Consider the following 21424-nt stretch of genomic DNA (forward strand, 5'->3'; position numbering starts at 1 on the left):
AAAAAATCCGTCCAAATAAATTGGACGGTCGTTTGTTGACTCGTTTGATTAAAAGTAGAACTTCACTTGCTCCAAAGCATTCCGATCCATGATCAAATCCCCATGCTCTGCCAGTATCTCCGGTGTGACCTTACTCAAATGACTATATTCAAGCACTTGGGCAATATCTTCTTTCACTTGATTTTCTGACGTTTCTTCCAAGAAGAAAACACTATGTAAAAAGTAGACGCCGTCCATTCTATAAAGATGTGTCTGCATATTATTAAACTTGCTCATCTTAGCCAATTCAATTAAATCCTCGAAGTCTTCAAAAACAACTACATAATCAATTGTCGGTGAGTCTAGCTGATTAATCAGTTCGTCTTCTCTAGGCACTTGTTCCACAGGTGTCCCTTCGACCATTTGTCTTCTCACGAATTCGCTAAGAGATTCTTGATCGACAATATCAGGCATGTCTGCTGTCTCGCCGTTGTCACCCATAAGAGCATTTTTACTAATAAACAGTTCCAATCCATTCCGGTTAGGCAAGACTTGAAACGTCACGGCATCGGTCTCCTGAAACTGTTCATCAATATCGACCTCTTCCAGAATACTGTAAAAAAAGTTCTCTATTTGTTTATGGTTTCCCAACAGATCCAAAAAAGTGATCCCGCGCTCTTCCAAATCAGCATTTTCTATCAACACCCTGATTGTATTCTCATTGATGCGTTCCATTTCCATTTGACTACACCTCTCTTCTAACCTAATTATACTACAAATCTGCTCATTAAACACATTGTAGCTTAATTCATCTAAAAGTAAAGAAAAAAAACCTCGTCCTAAAGACGAGGTTCGTCATTCCTAAAGTCCTGCCATTAATTGTGCATGACGCAATTCTAAAGCACGTACCTCTCTCGGTAAGAACCTTCTAATTTCATCTTCATTGAAACCAACTTGAAGTCGTTTTTCATCAATCATAATCGGTCGTCGTAACAGTCCCGGGTTTTTTTGCACAAGTTTCAGCAACTCATCAAGAGGCAAGTCATCCAAATCCATATCTAATTTTTGGAAAACTTTCGAGCGAGTCGAAATGATCTCTTCTGTGCCATCTTCTGTCATGCGTAAAATTTCCTTCAGTTCAGAAATATCCAGGGGTTCCGAAAAAATGTTACGTTCTTTAAACGGAATTTCTTGTTCTACTAACCAAGCACGAGCTTTTCGACAAGATGTACAACTAGGAGATGTGTAAAGTGTTAACATAAAATCACTCCTTTTCGTGATCTCCATGACATTCCCAACAGTGATATGGATATAACATATCACATAGTAATTATACCGTAATTAGTCCCTAAATTCCAGTTGATTCGGCAATTTAATGTGATTTATATTGAAATTTTAATAAAAACCCCCACTTAATAAACATTAAGAAAGCCGGTAACTGAAATTTTTTTTGATTTTTCTTTTTAGAAATAATCCAGTATAATGGAGATTAGGAATGACAGAAAGGAACATTTTAGATGAAAACAATTTTTTCCGGAATACAGCCCAGCGGCATCCCTACGATTGGGAACTATATCGGCGCCCTTCAGCAATTTACCCAACTCCAGCAGGATTACAACTGCTACTTTTGTATTGTTGATGAACACGCCATCACAGTGCCCCAAGAACGCTTGGCCTTGCGACAACAAATTTTAAAACTGGCTGCACTCTATCTGGCAGTCGGGATCGACCCTAAAAAATCGGCAATTTTTATCCAGTCTGAAGTTTCAGCCCATGCGGAAGCTGCCTGGATTGTTCAATGCAATACTTATATCGGCGAATTGGAGAGAATGACACAATTCAAAGATAAATCCCAGACCAACGAAAAAAGCGGCGTTCCGGTCGGCTTGCTGACTTATCCGCCTTTAATGGTGGCAGACATCATTTTATACAACACTGATCTGGTTCCTGTAGGAGAAGACCAAAAACAGCACTTGGAGTTGACCAGAGATTTCGTTGACCGTTTTAATAATCGCTATGCTGAAAAAAATCAAAGCATCTTGGTTAAACCTGAGGTACACATTCCCAAACAAGGGGCGCGTATCATGAGTTTGACAGAACCTACGAAGAAGATGAGCAAATCTGATAAAAATGCCAAAGCATACATTTCCATGATGGACGGCCCAGATGTAATTCGTAAAAAAATCCGTTCTGCCGTGACTGACTCCAGCGGCATCATCGAATACGATGTAGAAAATAAGCCAGGCATTTCCAACTTGCTGACAATTTACGGCGCTTTTTCCGGCAAAACGATTCCGGAGCTGGTGGCTCAATATGAAGGCAGCGGATACGGAGACTTTAAAAATGATTTGGCCGAAGCAATCGTAGCGGTCCTTGAGCCGATTCAAAAACGTCAAGCCGAAATATTAAATTCTGAAGAATTAAATCAGATTCTTGATGAGGGTGCAGAAAAAGCGAGAATCGTTGCAAATAAGACCTTGCAAAAAATGAAAAATGCTGTCGGTCTCGGACGCAAACCTCGACGTTAAGCATGTTGATTAAAAATTTCATCAGTAAGTGTTATAGTAAAGACAATGAATTATTGGAGGGACCAAGCTATGTCAGAAAAAGATATGAAAGAAATGGACAATCTATTTGCAGAAAAACTGTTGAAGTCTCGTACGATTTTTATCAGCGGCGGGATCGATCAGGACTTGGCAAAGGATGTTTCAACTAAGTTATTACTTTTAGAAGCCGCCGGCGATGAGCCGATTACGATTTTCCTAAATAGTCAGGGCGGTCATGTGGAAGCTGGCGATACCATTCATGATATGATTAAATTTGTAAAACCGGAAGTTAAAATCATCGGTACCGGCTGGGTGGCAAGTGCCGGCATCACGATTTATTTGGCAGCAAAACCGGAAAACCGCTACAGCTTGCCAAACACCCGTTACATGATTCACCAGCCAGCAGGCGGAGTTCAGGGACAAAGTACTGAAATCCAAATCGAAGCAAAAGAAATCGTTAAAATGCGCGAACGTATCAATCGTTTGATTGCTGATGCAACAGGACAGTCTTATGAAAAAGTTGCCCTAGATACAGACCGCAACTTCTGGATGTCTGTCGATGAAGCAAAAGAATACGGTATCGTCACACATCTGATTGAAAGCCGTGAAGATTTAAACTAATCACATGAAAAAACCTCCTGACGACAAAATCGTCAGGAGGTTTTTGCGTAAATGTAATCTTAATATAAAAGTTCCAGCAGTTCCTCAGCTGATATGTTGCCGAAATATTTTTTAATATCCACTTTTCCGACCCATTCTTTTAGAGCTTCTTTATTGTATTGAGTGCCTATCAGCATCTCCTCAACATCAGAAATTTCTCCAAGACCAAAGAAATCACCGTAGATTCTGGCTTCATGGATTTTCCCTTCCGCAACATTCAAGCGCACCTCAATGGAGCCGATTGGAAATCTTTGACGTTTGACAATATCAAACTCAGGGGATTTCCCGAAGTTCCAGTCCCAGTTGCGATAGTAATTATTTGAAATCTCATTGATTTTTTCCCAGTCTTCTTCTGTTAAGTGATAAGTATTGACTTGGTCTTCTGAATCAACGCCAAAAATTCTCAACAAAATATCCTGACGAAAAGCTTTTGTAGACAGATTCTGGTACTCGTCATTCAAATATGGTTTGATGTTGGTCACACGGGAGCGAATGGACTTGATACCTTTCGACTCAATTTTATCCTTGCGTACTTTCAACGCATTGACGACTTCATTGACATCACTGTCAAACATGATTGTTCCATGAGCAAACATCCGGCCATTTGTGGCATACATGGCGTTTCCTGAAAACTTCTTATCATCAATCACTAAATCATTCCGGCCTTTCAACTGTGCCCCAGTGACGCCCATCGAATGCAGTGCTTCAATAATCGGACGTGTCACCTTTTCAAAATTTCTGAAAGAAGAACCGTCATCAGGCATGATAAAACTGAAGTTCAAGTTGCCGAAATCATGATAAACTGCGCCGCCCCCGCTGAGACGGCGAACCACATGGATATTATTCTGCTCAACATAATCCAAATTGATTTCCTCAATTGTATTTTGATTGCGTCCGATGATAATCGACGGCTCATTGATATAGAATAGTAAAATCGGTTCATCTGCCTGTTTTTCCTGCAATAAATACTGTTCAATCGCTAGGTTGATTCTTGGGTCATTGTTTTCATTTGGTACGAATAACATATCATCTCTCCTATTTCTTCACATATTTCTTATAAAATTATTTTCAAGCCCGCTTCTGCCAAACAAACATCGACTCCTGGACCCGCTGCTTCTTCTGCTTGCCTTTTTAAAAGGGACAAATAAACCTCTTGCTGCAGATGACTTAACAGCACTTTGGGGATATTGCCGTTTTTTGCCATCTCGCCCACTTCCTTTGCCGTAAAATGTACCGGATTGTCCTCCTTGCCATTTAAAAAATAACTGTCGGCAATCAGCAGGTCCGTTCTTTTAACGAAATCAGCAAAAATTTCCAAGTAGCCGGAATCTGCGGTGTAGACAAAATTTTTACCGGTTGATTTTTCCGTAATCCTCATGGCAAAACATGGCACCGGATGTCGTGTTCTCAAAAATTCAACGGTAAAAGGACCGATATCAATCGGTGTATGCTCGTAGTAGGGAATGCCTTTACTCACTTTCGGCATGGTTAGGGCACTGAAATAAAACTCATGTTCTGTATGACCATAAATTGGCAACTCAAAATGCCCCTCCGACTGATTTAATTGGCGGTAATATTGCAGTACGCCCAAATCAGCAATATGATCATGGTGATAATGAGAAATAATCACAGCATCCAAATTCAAAGGTTCAATTGTTTCCCTTAGCATGTTAAATGTTCCGCTTCCTGCATCAATCAACAGCGAAAAACTTGCCGATGTCAGTAAGTAGCTGGAGGTGCCTTCTTTATTCCATGGATACGCACCCCAAAAACCAAGAACAGTGATTTCCATTGACAATCTCCTCCCATCACATTATTTACTTTACCTCTTTTTGTCTTTGATGGCTAATAATTAAACCTGAAAAATATGTTCAGTAAGATATAATATTTATCGCCCCTGTCACCTTCGAGACGCAAAAAGAAGCGTCTGCTTTTCCCTATTTTTTTACATACAATTTTGTATAAACCTGTACAAAAAGAAGCGAGAGAACTCTCCCGCTTCCAAATAGAATCCAAAACATATTTATTCGAAGGAACGAATTTTTTTCACGGTTTTGCTGTCCAGCCGTTTGACCACTTCTGTGACTAATGCAACCGTATTGATATAATCGTCCTCGTGTATGATAGACGTGTGGGAATGCAAGTACCTTGTTGCCACAGTGATTGCTATGGCTGGGATACCATCACGGGTGATGTGCTGTGTACCAGCATCTGTTCCGCCCCCCGCAATCACTTCCAACTGATAAGGAATTTCCATTTCTTCTGCGACATCTATAACGAAATCTCGCAATTTTTTGTGAGGAATCATCGAAGCGTCATAAATTAAAATTTGGGGACCTTTCCCCAGCTCAGACATTGACTCCTTCGCTGTCATCCCGGGAGTATCTCCTGCCGTACCGGTATCCAGAGCTATGGCAATATCCGGATTTGCCAAGTAGGTGCTAGTCCGTGAACCGCGCAAGCCAACTTCTTCTTGAACATTGCTTCCTGCGAATAAAATGTTCGAGTGTCCCTCTTTGGCTAAGTTTTCTAATACTTTTAAAGAAACCGCCGTACCGATGCGATTATCCCATGCTTTTGCCAACATAAATTTAGTACCGTTCATGCGGCGGTATTCTGTATAAGGTGTGACCATATCTCCAGGACGAATACCCCATTCTTTCACTTCTTCGACATCAGCTGCACCTATATCGATAAACATATCGCTGATTTCATACGGTTTTTTCCGAGCTTCTGCTGTCAAGACATGGGGCGGTTTACAACCAATAACACCGTGGAATATTTTTCCCGCACCGGTTTTAATTTCCACTTGTTGCGCCAGCATGACTTGACTCCACCATCCGCCTAGAGTTTGAAATTTCAAGAACCCTTTTTCAGTGATCTGTGTGACCATAAATCCTACTTCATCCATGTGCCCCATAATCATGACTTTCGGACCTTCTTTATCACCGGTGTGACGTGCCATGATTCCGCCTAAACCGTCAAACATCAGCTTATCTGCATAAGGTGCGGCATATTTTTTAAATACTTCCCGTACCTCTTCCTCATTGCCCGGGACTCCTCTGGCGGTAGTTAGTTCCTTTAACATCGTTTCTTCATTTGTTTCCATCGCTGTTACCCCCTAATCATTTCTTACAATCACCAGTATAACACTGATTGGATGATAGAGAGATTATCTTTGCTTTAAAATTTTTTAATGTCGGACAGCTCATAAAATGTTACAATAACATACAAAGTATTCTGAAAGAAGAGGGAACGAAATGTCTAAATTCAAATCTTTCAAAGCACGATTGATTTTAAGCGGCTTTGCTATCCTTCTGATAATTTTGGCTGTGATATTAAAAGGAGTGATGGTCTCCGCTCCTGCCCAACCGGTCATCGAGCCTGCCAATCCAAAAATAGCCGAGGATAATCCAGTTCTTGAAAAAACCGCACCTTCTGCCAAAGTTGCAGAAATCGACAGTCAGTCTGTCATTTTATCAGCTAACAAAGAAACACTTGAAGAATATAACGGCGAGAGCACAAAAAACTTTTCAGTAGATGAGTCTTTTTCTTCCAACGGACTGAATATCTCTATTAAAAATATAACATTAGCAACACTTTCCAAGCAAAACATGGAAGAGATGGGATTGTTTGGCGATGGGTTGCTTGATGTGACGTTCAAAGTTAAAAATGAAAGTCAAACTGATATTCAGATTTATCCCTCGCTTTTAAAATTTTCCATTGATGACGAAAGCTATCCGGTGAATGCCAATCCGGCTATCAGGGACGGTAATATCGCTGCCGGAGAAACAGCTGAAGGCAGTGTGGTCGCACAAATCTATTCTCTTTCATCTCCTGATGAGGTGAAGGAATTCAGTTTTAACTGGAAAACGACCAAAAATAAAATCAGCCATTCTTCTGAAGTTGTTATTATTTTGGAATAATTAAAAACACTTGAAATCTACAGATTTTCTGTGATTTCAAGTGTTTTTTTAAATCAATGCTGATTTTTTTATTTGTTCATAGGTATCTTCTGCATCCACACACTTTTCCCAAAGGACCACTTGTCGCTCTTCCAGTGACTTTTTCACATCAATAATCCGTTGGTTACTGCTGCCGCGGAATTGCAGCTTTAAATCTTTTTTGGCCAGCTCAAAACGGCCGTCCACTAATATATCTACTTCATGAAGCAACGACAACTTATCCTCAGTCTCCAGTAAAAGTTCTTCAAATGTGTAACCTGTCCACGCCCAAATATCTTTGCTGTCGCCGAATGTGTCGCGCATACGCCGCACTAATGACAAACAGACTTTCGTGTTTAAAAACGGTTCCCCTCCAAGCAATGTCATACCTTGAACATAATTTTGCGACAAATCTGCAATGATTTGATCTTCAACTTCTTTGGTATATAACTGACCATAACGAAAACTTTGAATGGCCTTATTATAACAACCTTCGCAGGCGAACAAACAGCCGCTCACATAAAGGCTGCATCGCACGCCTTCCCCGTCAACAAAATTAAAAGCTTTGTAATCGGCATAGTAATCTTGGCTGTAGTCCGCGGAATCCCATTCTTTTGGCTGCGGATTTCTCATCGACTCACCTCCGCCAACTTGTTTAAATCTTTATACAATAATTATCTTATTTCATATGTTTGACACGGGAAGAAATTTCTTTGTGTCTTCCATGAACCATTGGTCTGGCTTGTGGATTGCCTAAATAACCGCAAGTTCTTTTCACCACATCACAGGTTTTTGGATTTGTGTTGCCGCAATTTGGACACTCAAATCCTCTTTCTGTCGGAGTGAAGTCACCTTCATAATCACACTCATAACAGTGATCGATCGGTGTGTTGGTCCCCAGATAACCGACCTTGTCGTAAGCATAATCCCATACTGCCTCTAAAGCTCTTGGGTTTTGTTGCAGCATAGGGTATTCACAGTAATGGATGAAGCCCCCTGAACAATACTCCGGGTAATCTTTCTCAAAATCAATTTTTTCAAATGGCGTTGGATTTTTACGCACATCATAATGGAAACTATTCGTATAATAATCCTTGTCCGTGATGTTTTCTATGACACCAAATTTTTCAGTATCCAACCGACAGAAACGGTCTGTCAAACTTTCGCTTGGCGTACAGTAAACACTGAAATGGTAACCATACTCATTGCCCCAATCGTCAGCATGACGCTTCAAATAGCGCATGATGTCCAATGTGAACTCTTTAGCTTCAGAATCATTTTCCCAATTCCCGCCATAAAAACTTGCTGCCACTTCATACAAGCCGATATAGCCCATAGAAATCGTCGCACGTTTATTTTTAAATAACTCATTCACATCATCATTTTTCCCTAAACGTTTGCCGAAAGCTCCGTACATATATAGGATTGGTGCATTTTCCGGCTGAGCCTGACGGCATCTCTCAATACGATACAATAAAGCATCGCGCAAAATTTCAAGTCTTTCATCTAGCACAGACCAGAATTTTTTCTTGTCGCCCGCAGCTTCCAAGGCGATTCTAGGCAAGTTCAAAGTAACTACCCCAAGATTCATCCGACCTGAAGTCACATCTTGTCCGCTGTCATCTTTCCAGCCTTGCAAGAAAGAGCGGCAGCCCATCGGTACTTTAAAACTTCCGGTCAATTCAACGATTTTATCGTAGTTTAAAACATCCGGATACATCCGTTTCGTAGCACATTCCAAAGCTAGTTCTTTAATGTCGTAGTTAGGATCGCCGGGGTTCAAATTCAAACCATCCTTGATCGTGAAGATTAATTTAGGGAAAATCGCTGTGCGTTTTTCTTTACCCAACCCTTGAATACGAATCTTGAAAATCGATTTTTGAATTTCCCGAGCGAACCAATCAGTTCCTAAACCAAACCCTAGAGAAGTAAATGGCGTTTGACCATTCGATGTAAACAATGTATTGATTTCGTATTCTAAACTCTGCATGGAGTCATAAATATCTTTAGCTGTTTTAGCTTTAGCGTATTCGTCGTGTTTACTTTCATCTTCGATCCACTGCTTGGCATCATTCATATGTTTGTCGTAATTCTTTTTAGCAAATGGCGCCAGCAGTTCATCAATTCTGTCAGCTGAACAGCCGCCATATTGGCTTGATGCTACGTTAGCAATGATTTGAGAAATTTGAGCTGCTGCCGTCTGGATGGATTTTGACGGTTCAACATCTGCATTCCCAATTTTAAATCCGCTATTCAGCATGCCTTCAAAATCGATCAGGCAGCAATTCGTCATCGGTGTATACGGATGATAATCTAAATCATGGTAATGAATGTCGCCTTTTTGGTGGGCATTTGCCACGTGAGATGGCAGCATTTGCAAACCGATAGACTTGCCGACAATTCCTGCAGTCAAATCTCTTTGCGTGTTAAACACGTTGCTGTCTTTATTGGCATTTTCATTCACCAGTGTGTGATCTTTATTAATCAACTTGCCAATGGTAAAATTGATATCCGTTGCTTTTCGTCTGGAAAAGTCACGAGCCGTACGATAATTGATGTACTCTTCTGCTAAATCGTACTCTCTTTGATCCAGCAACGTTTGCTCCACAATATTTTGAATTTCATAAATTTTAATATCCACTTGGAAACGAGAAGCGATTTCCTGATCCACCAGCATGACGATTTCGCGGATTCTTTCCTCCACAAAAGGACGCAGCTCTCCATGGATTTTTTTATCAGCTTTAAGCAAAGCCTCATAAATTTTTTCATCATCAAAATCAACTGAACGACCGTCTCGTTTCACTACTTTAATTTTATGAAGCATGTTGTGCATCTTTAGAAGTTCATTATCTTTATGTACAATATTTAGCATCTCTACCACCCTTTCACTCATAATATTCTATCGTACACGCAAAGAAAATGCAACTATATATTGCGTTAAAATACACTTATTTTAAATAAGAAACACAATATATAGGGGGTATCGCGAATTAGCTTTGAACGGTGGAAAGCCTATCTTACAGGTTATATTCAACGCTAAAAAAAACAAAAAACAAAGTAAATAATGGCATAATAAAACATTTTCTGCTCCAATATTTTATCTAGCTGATAACTTTCTGTCATTCAATCCTTTTTATTGCGAGCTGGTTTTCTCCGGCAAACTGCTATACGAATGCTGATGCCCATAAATAAACTCATAGTTTTCACCACAGATTTTCTGCTTTCAGAATATTTTATTGACGATATTGACAAAAACGCTCCTAAGATATCAGATGTTGTTCCGATATTTTAGGAGCAGTCTATTAATAAAAATTTCCGTAATTTTTTAGCATAAACTGAGCTGGTCGTGACGTTTCAATCATCATTTTTATCGACAGGTGATAAGAGACTAGGTCAAAGCGACATCACGTTTATTAAATAGAAAAAGTGTTGCAGCTTGAATCAAGATAATGTAAACCATAATCCCGATTACCGTTGCCGGAATACTTAAATTCCCACCGGCATAGTAACTGGCATCAATCACCTGATTGTTCAATCCCAGCAGATTAAAAATAATCCATTTCAGCCAGTCGTACTTCTCGATCATCGCCGGCAAGACTTGACCGAGGATACTTCCTGAGAATAAAATCCCCATCCCCACGCCCACAGCCAGAGCTTGAGAGCGAATCACTGCTGAGAAGAAAAAAGCTATCGTGATGTATAAAAGCATCAAAAGAAAATTACTGGCAAACAATTGTCCCGCTACAGTCAAGGCTGTTTTTGCCCCTGTCGTGACAGACAAAGGGACATTCAGTGATTGGCTCGGCAAAATAAAGGAACATAGGAACGCTGAAACTGCCATAACAATAGAAGAAAGGATGCTGTAAATAATCGTCACGAAATACTTTGACCAGAGGATTTGCATCCTTGTATAAGGGCGTATCAGCAGTAATTTTATCGTCCCTCCAGTAAATTCTGCAGCGATAATCATACTAGCAACGATAACAGAAAAAAGTGTCGGCAAGACATAAATTTGACCGAAAAGACTGAAGAAAATTGCGCTGGTTTCTCCTTCATACGGATTGGGAGGATCTATGCTGCGATCGTAGTAAACTTGATAATAATCCAATTTCTTTTGCGTTGCTTTTAACAATTCTTTTTCATTTACTTTAGGATTATCCTGATAATTTTTCAATCTTCTGCTCAGTAAATCAACTGTTTCAGCTAAAGTCAATGACACTTCCACTACTTCACCATCGCCGATATCCTCTGCTCGCCAATACTCTTCATCAGTCATCAAAGTACCATCAGGTTTCTTATATGCAGTCATTCCACCTTTGAATTCGACGACGTCAGCCTGTTTGTAATAATTCTTCAAGGACTCATTGCTTTTCGCAAACATGAAGGCCATCGCAAACATACATAGAACTAAAACAATTTGCATGCCCCAGCTTGACTTACGGCTGAACAACTTGATCAATTCATTTTTTATCAATCCCATCATCGTCTCTTCCCTCCATTCGTCAGCTCAAGGAAACGTTCTTCAAGGGAAGCAGTCTTGGCAAAGACAGCATAAATTCCCACATGATGGACGACCAGCGCTTCTATTACTTGCGGTACCTGCTGTTCTGCAACAACCACTTCTATGCCATTTTTGTCCAAACTTTTTGATTCTAGTGAGAAAGACTGGAAAACTGCAGCAGCAGCGGCTTCATCTGATACTTTAAAGACATATTTCGAATGAGCTTCTTCTTCCACTTCACTTATCTTCTCAATGTGAGTCAATTCCCCTTTATCAATAATGGCAAAACGATCGGTAATCTGTTGCACTTCACTTAACAAGTGACTGGAAATCAATACCGAAGTGCCTTGGGCGGAAAGTTCCCGGATAATCTCGCGAAACTCTGCCATCCCTTGTGGATCCAAGCCATTGGTAGGCTCATCTAAAATCATTATCGATGGTTGATGAAGCAGCGCTTGAGCCAACCCTAGACGCTGTCTCATACCCAATGAATAAATTTTGACTTTCTGATGAATCGCCTCGGATAGTTTCACACGGGTGACGATTTCTTTGATCCAGTCATCAGAAATATCTCTGCGGCTCATCCGGGCAAATTGCTGTAAATTTTCCCAGCCTGACAAGTGCATGTAAAATTCCGGATTTTCGATGATGGCTCCGATCTCGCTGATAGTCCCTTTAAAATCTTCGCTGACATCTTTTCCATTGATCAGTACTTTTCCAGAACTTCTGCTGATCAAGCTTACAATAGCACGGATGATCGTTGTTTTCCCTGCACCGTTAGGGCCCAAGAGACCAAAGACCTCCCCTTGAAACACTTCAAAATTAATACTGCGAAGGATTTTTTTCTTCCCTACCTGTTTAGATAAATTTTTAACTTGTAAAACGGTCTTCGCCATTTAACCCCTCCTCGAAATATGATTCGTCCTTCTCATGTCAGCAAAAAGTGATATTGAGCTGTCGGTATATTCCTTAGTATACGTTAAAAAAATCTTAGAGGTATCCACCTTAAGTCCTAATCTGTTTGTCCTAAGCAGAAAAAACTACCTTTAGCAGACGTTTTTTTTAATTTTTCTTGTATGATTTTTGGCGATGTGTCAGCTAAGCAACGCACTATATGAACACCGGAACATTTTTTTCTTTAGATTGTCACGATTTTATAGTTGTTGGTTCATACTTTTTTCACATTCAAAAGTTATGATAGGGTCATACCAATCAAACAACCCTAACATTTTTTCATTATTTACTCCTCCAAAGTAAATAAATCTCCTTTTCCTCCGACAAACATCGGAGGATTTTTTTGCAAAAAATTTCTCCTTTTCAGCCAAAAAGTGTTATAATCATAGACAGATTTATTTTGCCGACTTAGCTCAGATGGTAGAGCATCTGATTCGTAATCAGGGGGTCACAGGTTCGATTCCTGTAGCCGGCACTGGACAACAAATCCGACATTTTCCCAGCAGGAGCCAGCCTGTGTCGAAAATGTCGGATTTGCTTTATTTTTCCCGCTTTGGACGATAATGGGAACTACCATAAAGTCCTATCTCCTTAGAAGACTTTGATATTTTAAAAAAATACGCTATATTGCAGAGCTTTTTAAGATTACAGGTAAAAAATAAAAAAAGAAAACTCACAACTAGCAATCACAAACACAGCCAATAGCAAAAAAAAGCTCCTCCCGGTAATGGGAGGAGCCTTCATCATTGTAGATATATCAACGTTTATTCAGCAATTGCTGCTTTAGCTTGGTCAACAAGTGTAGTAAATGCAGTTGCATCATTTACCGCTAGGTCAGCCAACATTTTGCGGTTGATGTCGATACCCGCAACTTTCAATCCATGCATTAATTTAGAGTAGCTCATACCGTTCATACGAGCAGCTGCATTGATACGTGCAATCCATAATTTACGGAAATCACGTTTTTTCTGGCGACGATCTCTATACGCATAGCTGTATGATTTCATCACTTGTTCTTTTGCTGTTTTATATAATGTATGTTTAGAGCCGTAGTAGCCTTTAGCTAACTTCAGCACTTTTTTTCGACGTTGACGGGTTACAGATCCACCTTTAACACGTGCCATTTTTAATTCCTCCTCAAGTTTTCGTTTCTTCTACATATTATTTTTTCATGTAAGTCAATTGTTGGCGAATACGTTTGAAATCACCTGCAGATACCATTCTTGGTCTACGCAATTGACGGCGTTGTTTCTTAGTTTTACCATGGAAACGGTGACTTGTGAATGCACGATATCTTTTTAATCCGCCACCACCTGTACGTTTAACACGTTTAGCAAGTCCGCGGTGAGTTTTCATTTTTGGCATTTTATTTCCTCCTCAAAATCTAATCATTACTTCTCTGTTTTTGGTGCTAACATCAAAAACATGCTTCTGCCTTCCATTTTAGGTCTAACTTCAACATCAGCAATATCTTTGATTTCTTCTGCAAAGCGTGACAAGACATCATGACCAATTTGCTTATGCGTAATGGCACGACCTCTGAAGCGGATAGATGCTTTCACTTTGTCTCCACTTTCCAAAAACTTCCGTGCATGGCGCAATTTAGTATTAAAATCATTTTCCTCTATGGTCGGACTGAGTCTAACTTCCTTAACATTAATTACTTTTTGCTTCTTGCGAGCCTCACGAGCTTTCTTTTGCTGCTCATAACGATATTTCCCGTAGTCCATAATACGAGCTACTGGCGGTTTGGCATTAGGAGAAACAAGCACCACATCCAGATTCGCAGCTTCTGCTATCCGAAGAGCTTCTGCTTTGCTTTTCACACCCAACTGTTCGCCGTCTTGAGAAATAAGTCGCAACTCACGTGCACGAATACCGTCGTTTACCATCATATCTTTTGCTATGGTCATTCACCTCTCTATATTTTTCAGAGAAAAAATGCAGAAAAAAAGAGTTCTTTTCACAAAGAACCCGCAAATTGCCCTTAAACAGAATTTTCATCGTCTGCATAAGAAGTTTATCTAGCCCAGTGATACTATCAACTAAGGCGAGAAGCGGGAGCTTCTGCTTGATTTCTCGACCTTCCAATAATACCAACTATTACTCTAATTGTCAACAAAAATATATATCACCTTAAAATTTATCAATACAACAAAACAGCTTGAAGAAAAATAGCTCCAAGCTGTTCCTGTTCTTATTGGGAAAGTCCTTCTGAAATCTTATCAATATTCCATGTCATCATATCAATATAATTATCTCCCATGGTGCCCTCTTTTGCCAAAGAGTCGGTAAAAATCGTTTCAAATATTGCCACGCCCGTTTCACGGGAGACAGCTTCCATCGTTTTTGGAGACACACTTGTCTCAACAAACAGTGCAGGGATATCATTATCTTTAACGATTTTTGTGATTTTGCCAATCTGATCTGGTGAACCTTGGGTATCGGTGTTGATTTCCCAAATGTATTCCGCTTTTAATCCATATTCTTTTGCAAAATATTTAAACGCTCCTTCACTAGTGACCAATACTTTTTTATTTTCAGGTATTGCCGACAATTTTTCATGAGCTGTTTGATTAAGCTTTTCCAATTTCTCCACATAGGCTTCCTTATTACTGAGATAAGTATCTTTATTTTTTTCATCTATTTTGATTAAAGAGGCTGTGATATTTTCCACGTACTGGATACCATTTTTCAACGATAGCCAAGCGTGGGGATCTTCTTGAGTCTCTTGACCTTTTTCTGACAAGTACTCCGGAGCAATACCCTCGGACACTTGAAAGCTCACCTCTTCTTTGCGCCCGTTCTTAATCAACTTATCAAACCAGCCTTTGCCGGTTTCTAAATTTAAGCCATTGTAAAAAATCACATCAGCTTTTTCGATGGCCAATGTATCCTGCGGAGTAGGCTCATAACCATGGGGGTCTGTGCCTCGCGGAACAATGCTGGTCACACTAACCTTGTCTCCACCTACCTGTTCCACCATATCAGCAATCACTGAATAGCTGGCGACAACATTCAGTAGATCAGATTCAGTCCCTGCATTTTTTGATTCATTCTGCTTCCCTGCGCAACTAGTCAAAATAAATAGACTAGCGAAAGACAACAGACAAATAACTAATTTTTTTCTCATCCAATCACCTTCTTTCCTTGTTTGAAAAAGCCATTCTTAGGTGACAACACAAAGGAAACAACAAAAATCGCTGCGCCAATCAGCACGATTGCCGCGCTGGTAGGAACATTATAATAAAAGCTCAGCAGAACGCCTCCTATGCCACTAATCACTCCCAGCAAAGAAGCTCCGACGATCATGTGGTTCAAATGTTTGGACCATAAGTAGGCAGTTGCTGCCGGAGTGACCAGTAATGCTACCACTAAGACGATACCCACTTGAGACAAAGCAGACACCGTAAAAATCGTCAATAAAAACATCAGCAGATAATGATAAAAATTTGTATTCATTCCGTAAGTTTTGGCAACTACCGGGTCAAAAGAAGTCACAAAAAAACCTTTATAAAAAATTGTGACAATTACCAGAACAATCACGAGAATGACCAAAGATTGTAAAATTTCATTGGGTGTCACAGCTAAAATATTGCCAAACAAAATATGATTCAAATCCGTCCCGCTCTCAGCTTTTGTAATCAAAACAACTCCAAGAGCAAAAAAACTGCTCAGGATGATACCGATGGACGCATCTGTTTTAATTTTACTTTTTTTGGTGATAAATTCTATCATCCCTGCCGCAAGCAAGCCAAAAAAAGTGGCCCCGAACAACATATTGATACCCAGCATATAGGAAACTGCCACTCCGGGCAAGACAGCATGGGATAAGGCATCTCCCATCAGCGATAATCTTCTCAACACGATAAAACTTCCAAGAATGCCGGATGTGATTCCCAAAATAATTGAGGCCAACAATGCCGTCAACATACTTACAGGCATATTAAAATAATCTGCCACACTAAACAGCCACTCCATGTTTCCCCTCCTTTGCAAATAATACATCTCCGAACTGCTGTCCGTATGCTTTTTGAATATTGTTAATATTAAATGTTTTTTTCGTTTCTCCCGCACTGATGATTCTCTTATTTACAATCAGCAGATAATCAAAATAATGTTTTACCTTGTTCAAATCGTGGTGGACCGTCAAAATAGTTTTACCGTTCTTAACCAACTCGTCTAACACCTCATGGATCAACCGTTCGCTGAGCATGTCGATTCCGGCAAAAGGTTCATCCAAAAATAAAAAGTCCCCCTGCTGGGCCAACGCTCTCGCAATAAAAACTCTTTGCAACTGTCCGCCGGAAAGAGCATCGATTTGACGACCGGCTAAATCTTCCAAGGATAGTTTCTTTAAACACTCTAGTGCTATCTTTTTTTCTTTTTCCCCCGGTCGTTTAAAAAAAGATAAAGTAGGAAAGGTACCTGTCAACACCGTTTCATAGACAGTAATCGGAAAAGTCAAATCAACGTCGCTGCGTTGGGGAACATAGGCGATTTTTTTTTGAAACTTTTCAATGGACTGTCCATCAATCAAAACTTCCCCATGACTTTTTGCAACGACTGACAGCATTGCTTTCAACAGGGTCGATTTCCCCGCACCATTTGGACCGATAATTCCTGTTGATTGATGCAGCGGAATAGAAACATTGAGATTATCAAAAACATTGTTTCCAAAATATGCCACATTCAAATCCTTTACTTCGATCATGTTATCCCTTCTTTCTATTTTCAATTGTACACCGCAATTATTTTTTAGGCAAGCCTAAAAAATAAAATCGTTTGTTTTTTCAACAAAAAAAAAGAGGAGATAATTTCTCCTCTGCCTTTAACTCGATGATTTATTTTGCTTTCCACTTGTCAGGACTCCACATGATACCGTCAATTTCTCCGTGCAATATTTCGATACGAGCATATTGCTCAGTAATTAGTTTTCCTAATTCTTGCATCAAAGCTTTTTCTTGATAACTTGCCGCTTCTGATGTCAATATTTTCAGTTCTTCTTCAAACCAGTTATTTTGTTCCATATATTCAAACCTCTAATCCAGTGCATCACGCATTGTTTTTAAATTTTCTATTTCTTCCTGATTGTCATAAAGCAAGTCAATAAGATGTGTGAAACGTTGCTTCTGTACAGGATCTGATTTTTCTTCGGACAGTTTTCCCAATTGGCGGATAAACCAGTTTGTCCGCTCGTTTAAAGATTCGTTTGGCAATGTCAATAATTGTCGATAACGGACAAGCAATGCTTTTTTTTCATGTTCAGTGTGATAATTAAATTGATGAATGTTTAAAGCCGGCAAATAATTCCAGCTGAATTTATTCGCAATCATCTGAAAGGGACGTAATAATTCATCCATAGTCACCTTTTCCCTGCCGCCAGCTCGAAACTCCCTTTCATGTATCCCAGCCAAGACGACCAAACCAAACTCTTTTCCTTTCCACATATCCATCATGCTTTCGTCCAGCACTACATCCTGCCAATGCTTCAACATTGCCGGAGAGCTGTACCAGTACAATGGAAATTGAAAGATGATCCGCTGGTGTTGATTGATGTAGAAACGTTCCTCTGCTCCATTGATTTTTCCCTCTGGATAAATAGTTTCCAAATGACGTACAGTAATATTTTCTTGATCTGCCACTGCCTCAAGCAAAAATTGCTGGGACTGTGAACTGGCAATTTCCGGATGGGAAATAATGATTAATGTTTTCAATGGTTCACCTGCTTATCATAAACACCAGCTTTTGGCGGCTGGTAAGTTGTAATAAAGTGATAAATTTCCTCCAGTGAATCGGAAAACAATATCGTCCGGCGATTTTCCTCATCCAAAAATCCTTCAGCAGTCATCGTATCGAAAAAGTTTTCCAACTTGTCGTAGTATCCGTCCACATTAAAAAAAACAGAAGGTTTCTGATGGAGACCAATACGACTCAAGGAAACTGCTTCGGTGATTTCTTCCAATGTCCCAAGTCCACCGGGCATTGCTAAAAAGACATCCGCCAAGTCCATCATCTTTTTCTTTCTCTGAGCCATGTCGTCAACGATATATAGTTGTGTCAAATTTTCTTGTACCAACTCTTTGTCTTTTAAAAAATCAGGCATAACACCAAAAACTTCACGCCCGTTTTTCAAAAGACGCGTAGAAAGTATACCCATCAAACCAATCTTGCTCCCGCCGTATACCAAATCATAGCGGTGTCGGGTCATCCACTCTGCTAGTTCTAAGGCTTTTTTTCCATAAACAGGACTATCCCCCACAGTCGAACCGCAGTAAACAGCGATACGTTTAATCATATTAAAACTCCTTTTTGTATGAAATTCGTTTAAGTTGTCATCTTTTCGATAAATGTATCATCGTCTTTTTAATGAAGGATGACCACCTTCTATGCTACCATCTTTTGGATATTTTTTTCTAAAAATTGCTCATGATTTTTTTCAGGGCAGTGGACAGCTTTCGAAAAACCAGAATTAAAAACGGGCTAAAAATTGTTAAACAAATCAACTGTCATTAGGATGTGCTGTGCAACTTGTGGCACTGATAAAAAAACTTAAAAAAGGTTATTTTTGTGTTTATTTAATTCGGAAAACCAGTTAGAAAATGGTTCGAGACCGAACCAGCAGTCCTACTTTATTATCAACTCCGTTTAGTATGTACATAATTCTTAAACTATTTTGAATTTTTCTACTTTTATTTCAATTACCTTACCACTGGTGATACTATTATCATATAAAGAAGGAGATAACTGTGCCCATCACAGATATAAATAACTTGATGACTAATACTCTTTGTGCATGTTTAGGGTACTTTATTTATAAATTGTTTTAAAAAAGTGATGTATAAAATTTAAAAATATAATTGATTTAAACAGAGAGGAAGTGACACCAATGAATAATGTGGATAAAACTTTTTATAGTCTAACGGCTAAAATTCATTATGCAAGCTGCTATAATAAATCGTCGCTTATGCAAAGTTATTTTTATTTACTGAAAGAATTTGATATTAGTCTAGGTTTTCATTTTACATGGAAAGACCACAAAGTAGTTTCGGACGAAATAGACTTGAAGATAAGTAAAAGAATCTCCTCGGAAAAATTTGATTTAGATGATATTGCTATCAATAATGATATCGAAAAAACAATAGATATGTTAAACAAGTTAAATTTATATAGACCAACAGAGTTGTCTAAAGATAAATATTTCGAACTATTGTCAAGTTTAGTCTACCTTAATAAAAATGAAAATATAAATTCAGACTCTTTTTTATCCCACAATGATGAAAAACAAATTGAATATTGCAGGAATATACTCAAAGAGTATGTCTATCCCTATATGAAATGATAAAAAAGCAACATTATCAGAGGCCGACTTTACGATTAACAACGATCCAGGGCTTTATATGCCGCTCGCTTAGAACAAACATATTTGATTACTAATTAAATATCAAAACTGAAGATTTTTGCGTCAAGGGAAGCCAACTGGCCACAAAAACAAAATGAAATCGTCTACAATGGTTTTGTATCTTTATTTTTTAATTAGTTATTGTATAATAAACGGAGGAAATTGAATAGGAGAGAATGATTAATGGAAGAAAAGAGGGAAGATTGGTCCCGTCTGTCTGATAGAAACCGACCTAGAAGACAGAAAGAAACTCGTTCAACGGGACGATGGCTATTATTTATTATTTTTCTTTTAATTTTAAATAGTCTAGGAGTTGGCTATCTGATTTACCGGCAAGAAACATTTGAGAAAAAAGTGAACACACAGCTAAAGAAAGACCAAACCAAAACGAACGAAGCTGCTAATGATGCCCCTGAGCAAGTGATGGCGGCAGAGACTTCTGCAGCGGAGCAAAGCACTACCTATCAGTCTGCTTCACCTGAAGTCCACGTGGTACAGCCCGGCGAAAGTTTGACCATTATTTCTGCCATGTATCAGATCGGCATTGATGAATTGATGGAATTGAACGGTTTGAGCAGTAATGTTCTTTCCGCCGGACAAACACTGGTCATCAAGTAAACACCTTTAGATGAACCGTGAAAAAAATCAAGTCTTGAAGTCTGTTAACATCAACAGATTCCAAGACTTTTTTATTTTTATCTGACTCAGCCCTTTTAATCTTTGACAATTTCAGAAATGGGATAACGTAAACATAATAACGCCCTACTCAACAGATAGCAACAGAAGTCACAAGAAAAATATTTCTTATTGTACTCAGTACCTAATAAAAAATAGTCCTCTGGTCCAATGTATTTTTTCTCTATCTGGTATACTATTCTAAAGAAATTAATTTATAAAGGTGGCAATATCAATGAAAAAAGTAATTGTTGTGATAGGAATTTTGGTCTTGGGCGTCGTCGGCTGGAAAGGCTGGGAATACTATCAGTCAACTTATGTAGGGAAAGACTACTATGGAGTTATCGAAGCTCCTCTGCCGGAAGAAACGACCATCGTCAATAACAACGGCGAATCATTGGGACAAGGATATGAATATAATGTCAATGCTTTTGATAAAAATGGCAACAACCGCGAGATAACTTTTGATATCATCGTTTCCGGTCAAAATGCAAACGGGTCTCCCTACGAAGCTGGAACAGTTTTCAAATTCAACGCAAGTGACAAACGGATCATAGGGAAAAAAGTGATTTCCATGGATGAAGTGCCGGAAAAAGTCCAACCTATGCTCAAATAAACTAAGAAAGGCTGAACTGTCAAAAGTTTGGCTTTTTTCTGTCTTCTTCTGATTTTAAGCAAGCTGACAATCGAAGCGAAAAATAAACCGGCGTTTTTTAATTGGTAAGGGTTTACATTTTTTTCGACATGTGCTAAAATCTAGTCA

General features: G+C 39.2%; 24 protein-coding genes and 1 tRNA gene. 7 read left to right on the plus strand and 18 right to left on the minus strand.

Translation table 11 applies throughout. The annotated features are described in order from the left end of the window. Positions 1-48: 48 nt before the first annotated feature. Together AC4PHI_RS11525 and spxA are read right to left on the minus strand one after the other, a co-directional pair. A complete protein-coding gene (locus AC4PHI_RS11525; RefSeq protein WP_492199981.1) occupies positions 49-720 on the minus strand; it encodes an adaptor protein MecA in 672 nt (223 codons plus the stop codon). Positions 721-840: 120 nt separating this feature from the next. Continuing rightward, positions 841-1239, minus strand: a complete 399-nt coding sequence (spxA, locus tag AC4PHI_RS11530; protein ID WP_126809870.1) for a transcriptional regulator SpxA — start codon at positions 1237-1239, stop codon at positions 841-843. 257 nt (positions 1240-1496) lie between these two features. On the opposite strand from spxA, the gene trpS reads away from it, so the two are divergent. Further along, positions 1497-2507 (plus strand): tryptophan--tRNA ligase, encoded by a 1011-nt coding sequence (trpS, locus tag AC4PHI_RS11535; RefSeq protein WP_492199982.1) that lies wholly within the window; start codon positions 1497-1499, stop codon positions 2505-2507. A gap of 45 nt (positions 2508-2552) precedes the next feature. Then, the gene (locus AC4PHI_RS11540; RefSeq protein ID WP_492199983.1) at positions 2553-3146 is read left to right on the plus strand and encodes an ATP-dependent Clp protease proteolytic subunit; all 594 of its coding nucleotides are present in this window, start codon (positions 2553-2555) and stop codon (positions 3144-3146) included. A 59-nt stretch (positions 3147-3205) separates the two neighbouring features. Here AC4PHI_RS11540 and lplA read toward each other — a convergent pair whose 3' ends face one another. The 3 genes from lplA to AC4PHI_RS11555 all read right to left on the minus strand — a co-directional run bounded on the left by lplA (position 3206) and on the right by AC4PHI_RS11555 (position 6294). After that, positions 3206-4210: a lipoate--protein ligase gene (gene lplA, locus AC4PHI_RS11545; RefSeq protein ID WP_492199984.1), complete on the minus strand. Its 1005-nt coding sequence runs from the start codon at positions 4208-4210 to the stop codon at positions 3206-3208. A gap of 29 nt (positions 4211-4239) precedes the next feature. After that, complete coding sequence (locus AC4PHI_RS11550) at positions 4240-4977, minus strand: MBL fold metallo-hydrolase (protein ID WP_492199985.1); 738 nt, start codon at positions 4975-4977, stop codon at positions 4240-4242. A 231-nt stretch (positions 4978-5208) separates the two neighbouring features. Beyond that, positions 5209-6294 carry a M42 family metallopeptidase gene (locus AC4PHI_RS11555; protein ID WP_492199986.1) on the minus strand — a complete coding sequence of 362 codons (1086 nt, stop codon included), beginning with the start codon at positions 6292-6294 and terminating at the stop codon, positions 5209-5211. A 151-nt stretch (positions 6295-6445) separates the two neighbouring features. On the opposite strand from AC4PHI_RS11555, the gene AC4PHI_RS11560 reads away from it, so the two are divergent. After that, on the plus strand, positions 6446-7111 hold the full coding sequence (locus tag AC4PHI_RS11560; protein ID WP_492199987.1) for a hypothetical protein: 666 nt from the start codon (positions 6446-6448) through the stop codon (positions 7109-7111). Positions 7112-7159: 48 nt separating this feature from the next. Here the strand turns inward: AC4PHI_RS11560 and nrdG are convergent, their stop codons facing one another. The 4 genes from nrdG to AC4PHI_RS11580 all read right to left on the minus strand — a co-directional run bounded on the left by nrdG (position 7160) and on the right by AC4PHI_RS11580 (position 12526). Next, positions 7160-7762: an anaerobic ribonucleoside-triphosphate reductase activating protein gene (gene nrdG, locus AC4PHI_RS11565; RefSeq protein ID WP_492199988.1), complete on the minus strand. Its 603-nt coding sequence runs from the start codon at positions 7760-7762 to the stop codon at positions 7160-7162. Positions 7763-7808: 46 nt separating this feature from the next. Beyond that, positions 7809-10001, minus strand: a complete 2193-nt coding sequence (nrdD, locus tag AC4PHI_RS11570) for an anaerobic ribonucleoside-triphosphate reductase (RefSeq protein ID WP_492199989.1) — start codon at positions 9999-10001, stop codon at positions 7809-7811. A gap of 516 nt (positions 10002-10517) precedes the next feature. Further along, entirely contained in the window at positions 10518-11612 is a 1095-nt protein-coding gene (locus tag AC4PHI_RS11575; RefSeq protein ID WP_492199990.1) for an ABC transporter permease, read from the minus strand. After that, the gene (locus tag AC4PHI_RS11580) at positions 11609-12526 is read right to left on the minus strand and encodes an ABC transporter ATP-binding protein (RefSeq protein ID WP_492199991.1); all 918 of its coding nucleotides are present in this window, start codon (positions 12524-12526) and stop codon (positions 11609-11611) included. The genes AC4PHI_RS11575 and AC4PHI_RS11580 overlap by 4 nt, the downstream gene beginning before the upstream one ends. A gap of 460 nt (positions 12527-12986) precedes the next feature. On the opposite strand from AC4PHI_RS11580, the gene AC4PHI_RS11585 reads away from it, so the two are divergent. After that, positions 12987-13059: transfer RNA gene (locus AC4PHI_RS11585), tRNA-Thr, on the plus strand. Between the two features lie 289 nt (positions 13060-13348). Here the strand turns inward: AC4PHI_RS11585 and rplT are convergent. The 9 genes from rplT to AC4PHI_RS11630 all read right to left on the minus strand — a co-directional run bounded on the left by rplT (position 13349) and on the right by AC4PHI_RS11630 (position 18879). Then, positions 13349-13708, minus strand: a complete 360-nt coding sequence (rplT, locus tag AC4PHI_RS11590; RefSeq protein WP_492199992.1) for a 50S ribosomal protein L20 — start codon at positions 13706-13708, stop codon at positions 13349-13351. A 37-nt stretch (positions 13709-13745) separates the two neighbouring features. Beyond that, entirely contained in the window at positions 13746-13949 is a 204-nt protein-coding gene (gene rpmI / locus AC4PHI_RS11595; protein ID WP_126809858.1) for a 50S ribosomal protein L35, read from the minus strand. Positions 13950-13975: 26 nt separating this feature from the next. Continuing rightward, complete coding sequence (gene infC, locus AC4PHI_RS11600) at positions 13976-14497, minus strand: translation initiation factor IF-3 (RefSeq protein WP_492199993.1); 522 nt, start codon at positions 14495-14497, stop codon at positions 13976-13978. Between the two features lie 284 nt (positions 14498-14781). Further along, positions 14782-15717, minus strand: a complete 936-nt coding sequence (locus AC4PHI_RS11605) for a metal ABC transporter substrate-binding protein (protein WP_492199994.1) — start codon at positions 15715-15717, stop codon at positions 14782-14784. Continuing rightward, positions 15714-16565, minus strand: a complete 852-nt coding sequence (locus AC4PHI_RS11610; RefSeq protein WP_492199995.1) for an iron chelate uptake ABC transporter family permease subunit — start codon at positions 16563-16565, stop codon at positions 15714-15716. Before AC4PHI_RS11610 ends, AC4PHI_RS11605 begins: the two co-directional genes overlap by 4 nt. After that, positions 16549-17298: a metal ABC transporter ATP-binding protein gene (locus tag AC4PHI_RS11615; RefSeq protein ID WP_492199996.1), complete on the minus strand. Its 750-nt coding sequence runs from the start codon at positions 17296-17298 to the stop codon at positions 16549-16551. The genes AC4PHI_RS11610 and AC4PHI_RS11615 overlap by 17 nt, the downstream gene beginning before the upstream one ends. A gap of 130 nt (positions 17299-17428) precedes the next feature. After that, entirely contained in the window at positions 17429-17614 is a 186-nt protein-coding gene (locus AC4PHI_RS11620) for a hypothetical protein (RefSeq protein ID WP_492199997.1), read from the minus strand. Positions 17615-17626: 12 nt separating this feature from the next. After that, positions 17627-18301 (minus strand): NAD(P)H-dependent oxidoreductase, encoded by a 675-nt coding sequence (locus AC4PHI_RS11625; protein WP_492199998.1) that lies wholly within the window; start codon positions 18299-18301, stop codon positions 17627-17629. Next, positions 18298-18879, minus strand: a complete 582-nt coding sequence (locus AC4PHI_RS11630; RefSeq protein WP_492201592.1) for an LOG family protein — start codon at positions 18877-18879, stop codon at positions 18298-18300. The genes AC4PHI_RS11625 and AC4PHI_RS11630 overlap by 4 nt, the downstream gene beginning before the upstream one ends. A 594-nt stretch (positions 18880-19473) precedes the next feature. Between AC4PHI_RS11630 and AC4PHI_RS11635 the strand changes: the two genes are divergently transcribed. The 3 genes from AC4PHI_RS11635 to AC4PHI_RS11645 all read left to right on the plus strand — a co-directional run bounded on the left by AC4PHI_RS11635 (position 19474) and on the right by AC4PHI_RS11645 (position 21277). Then, positions 19474-19926, plus strand: a complete 453-nt coding sequence (locus AC4PHI_RS11635) for a hypothetical protein (RefSeq protein WP_492199999.1) — start codon at positions 19474-19476, stop codon at positions 19924-19926. Between the two features lie 243 nt (positions 19927-20169). After that, positions 20170-20604 (plus strand): LysM peptidoglycan-binding domain-containing protein, encoded by a 435-nt coding sequence (locus AC4PHI_RS11640; RefSeq protein WP_492200000.1) that lies wholly within the window; start codon positions 20170-20172, stop codon positions 20602-20604. Between the two features lie 292 nt (positions 20605-20896). Further along, positions 20897-21277 (plus strand): YxeA family protein, encoded by a 381-nt coding sequence (locus tag AC4PHI_RS11645; RefSeq protein ID WP_492200001.1) that lies wholly within the window; start codon positions 20897-20899, stop codon positions 21275-21277. Positions 21278-21424 lie beyond the last annotated feature (147 nt).

The organism is Vagococcus sp. QWL-13 (assembly GCF_058683555.1).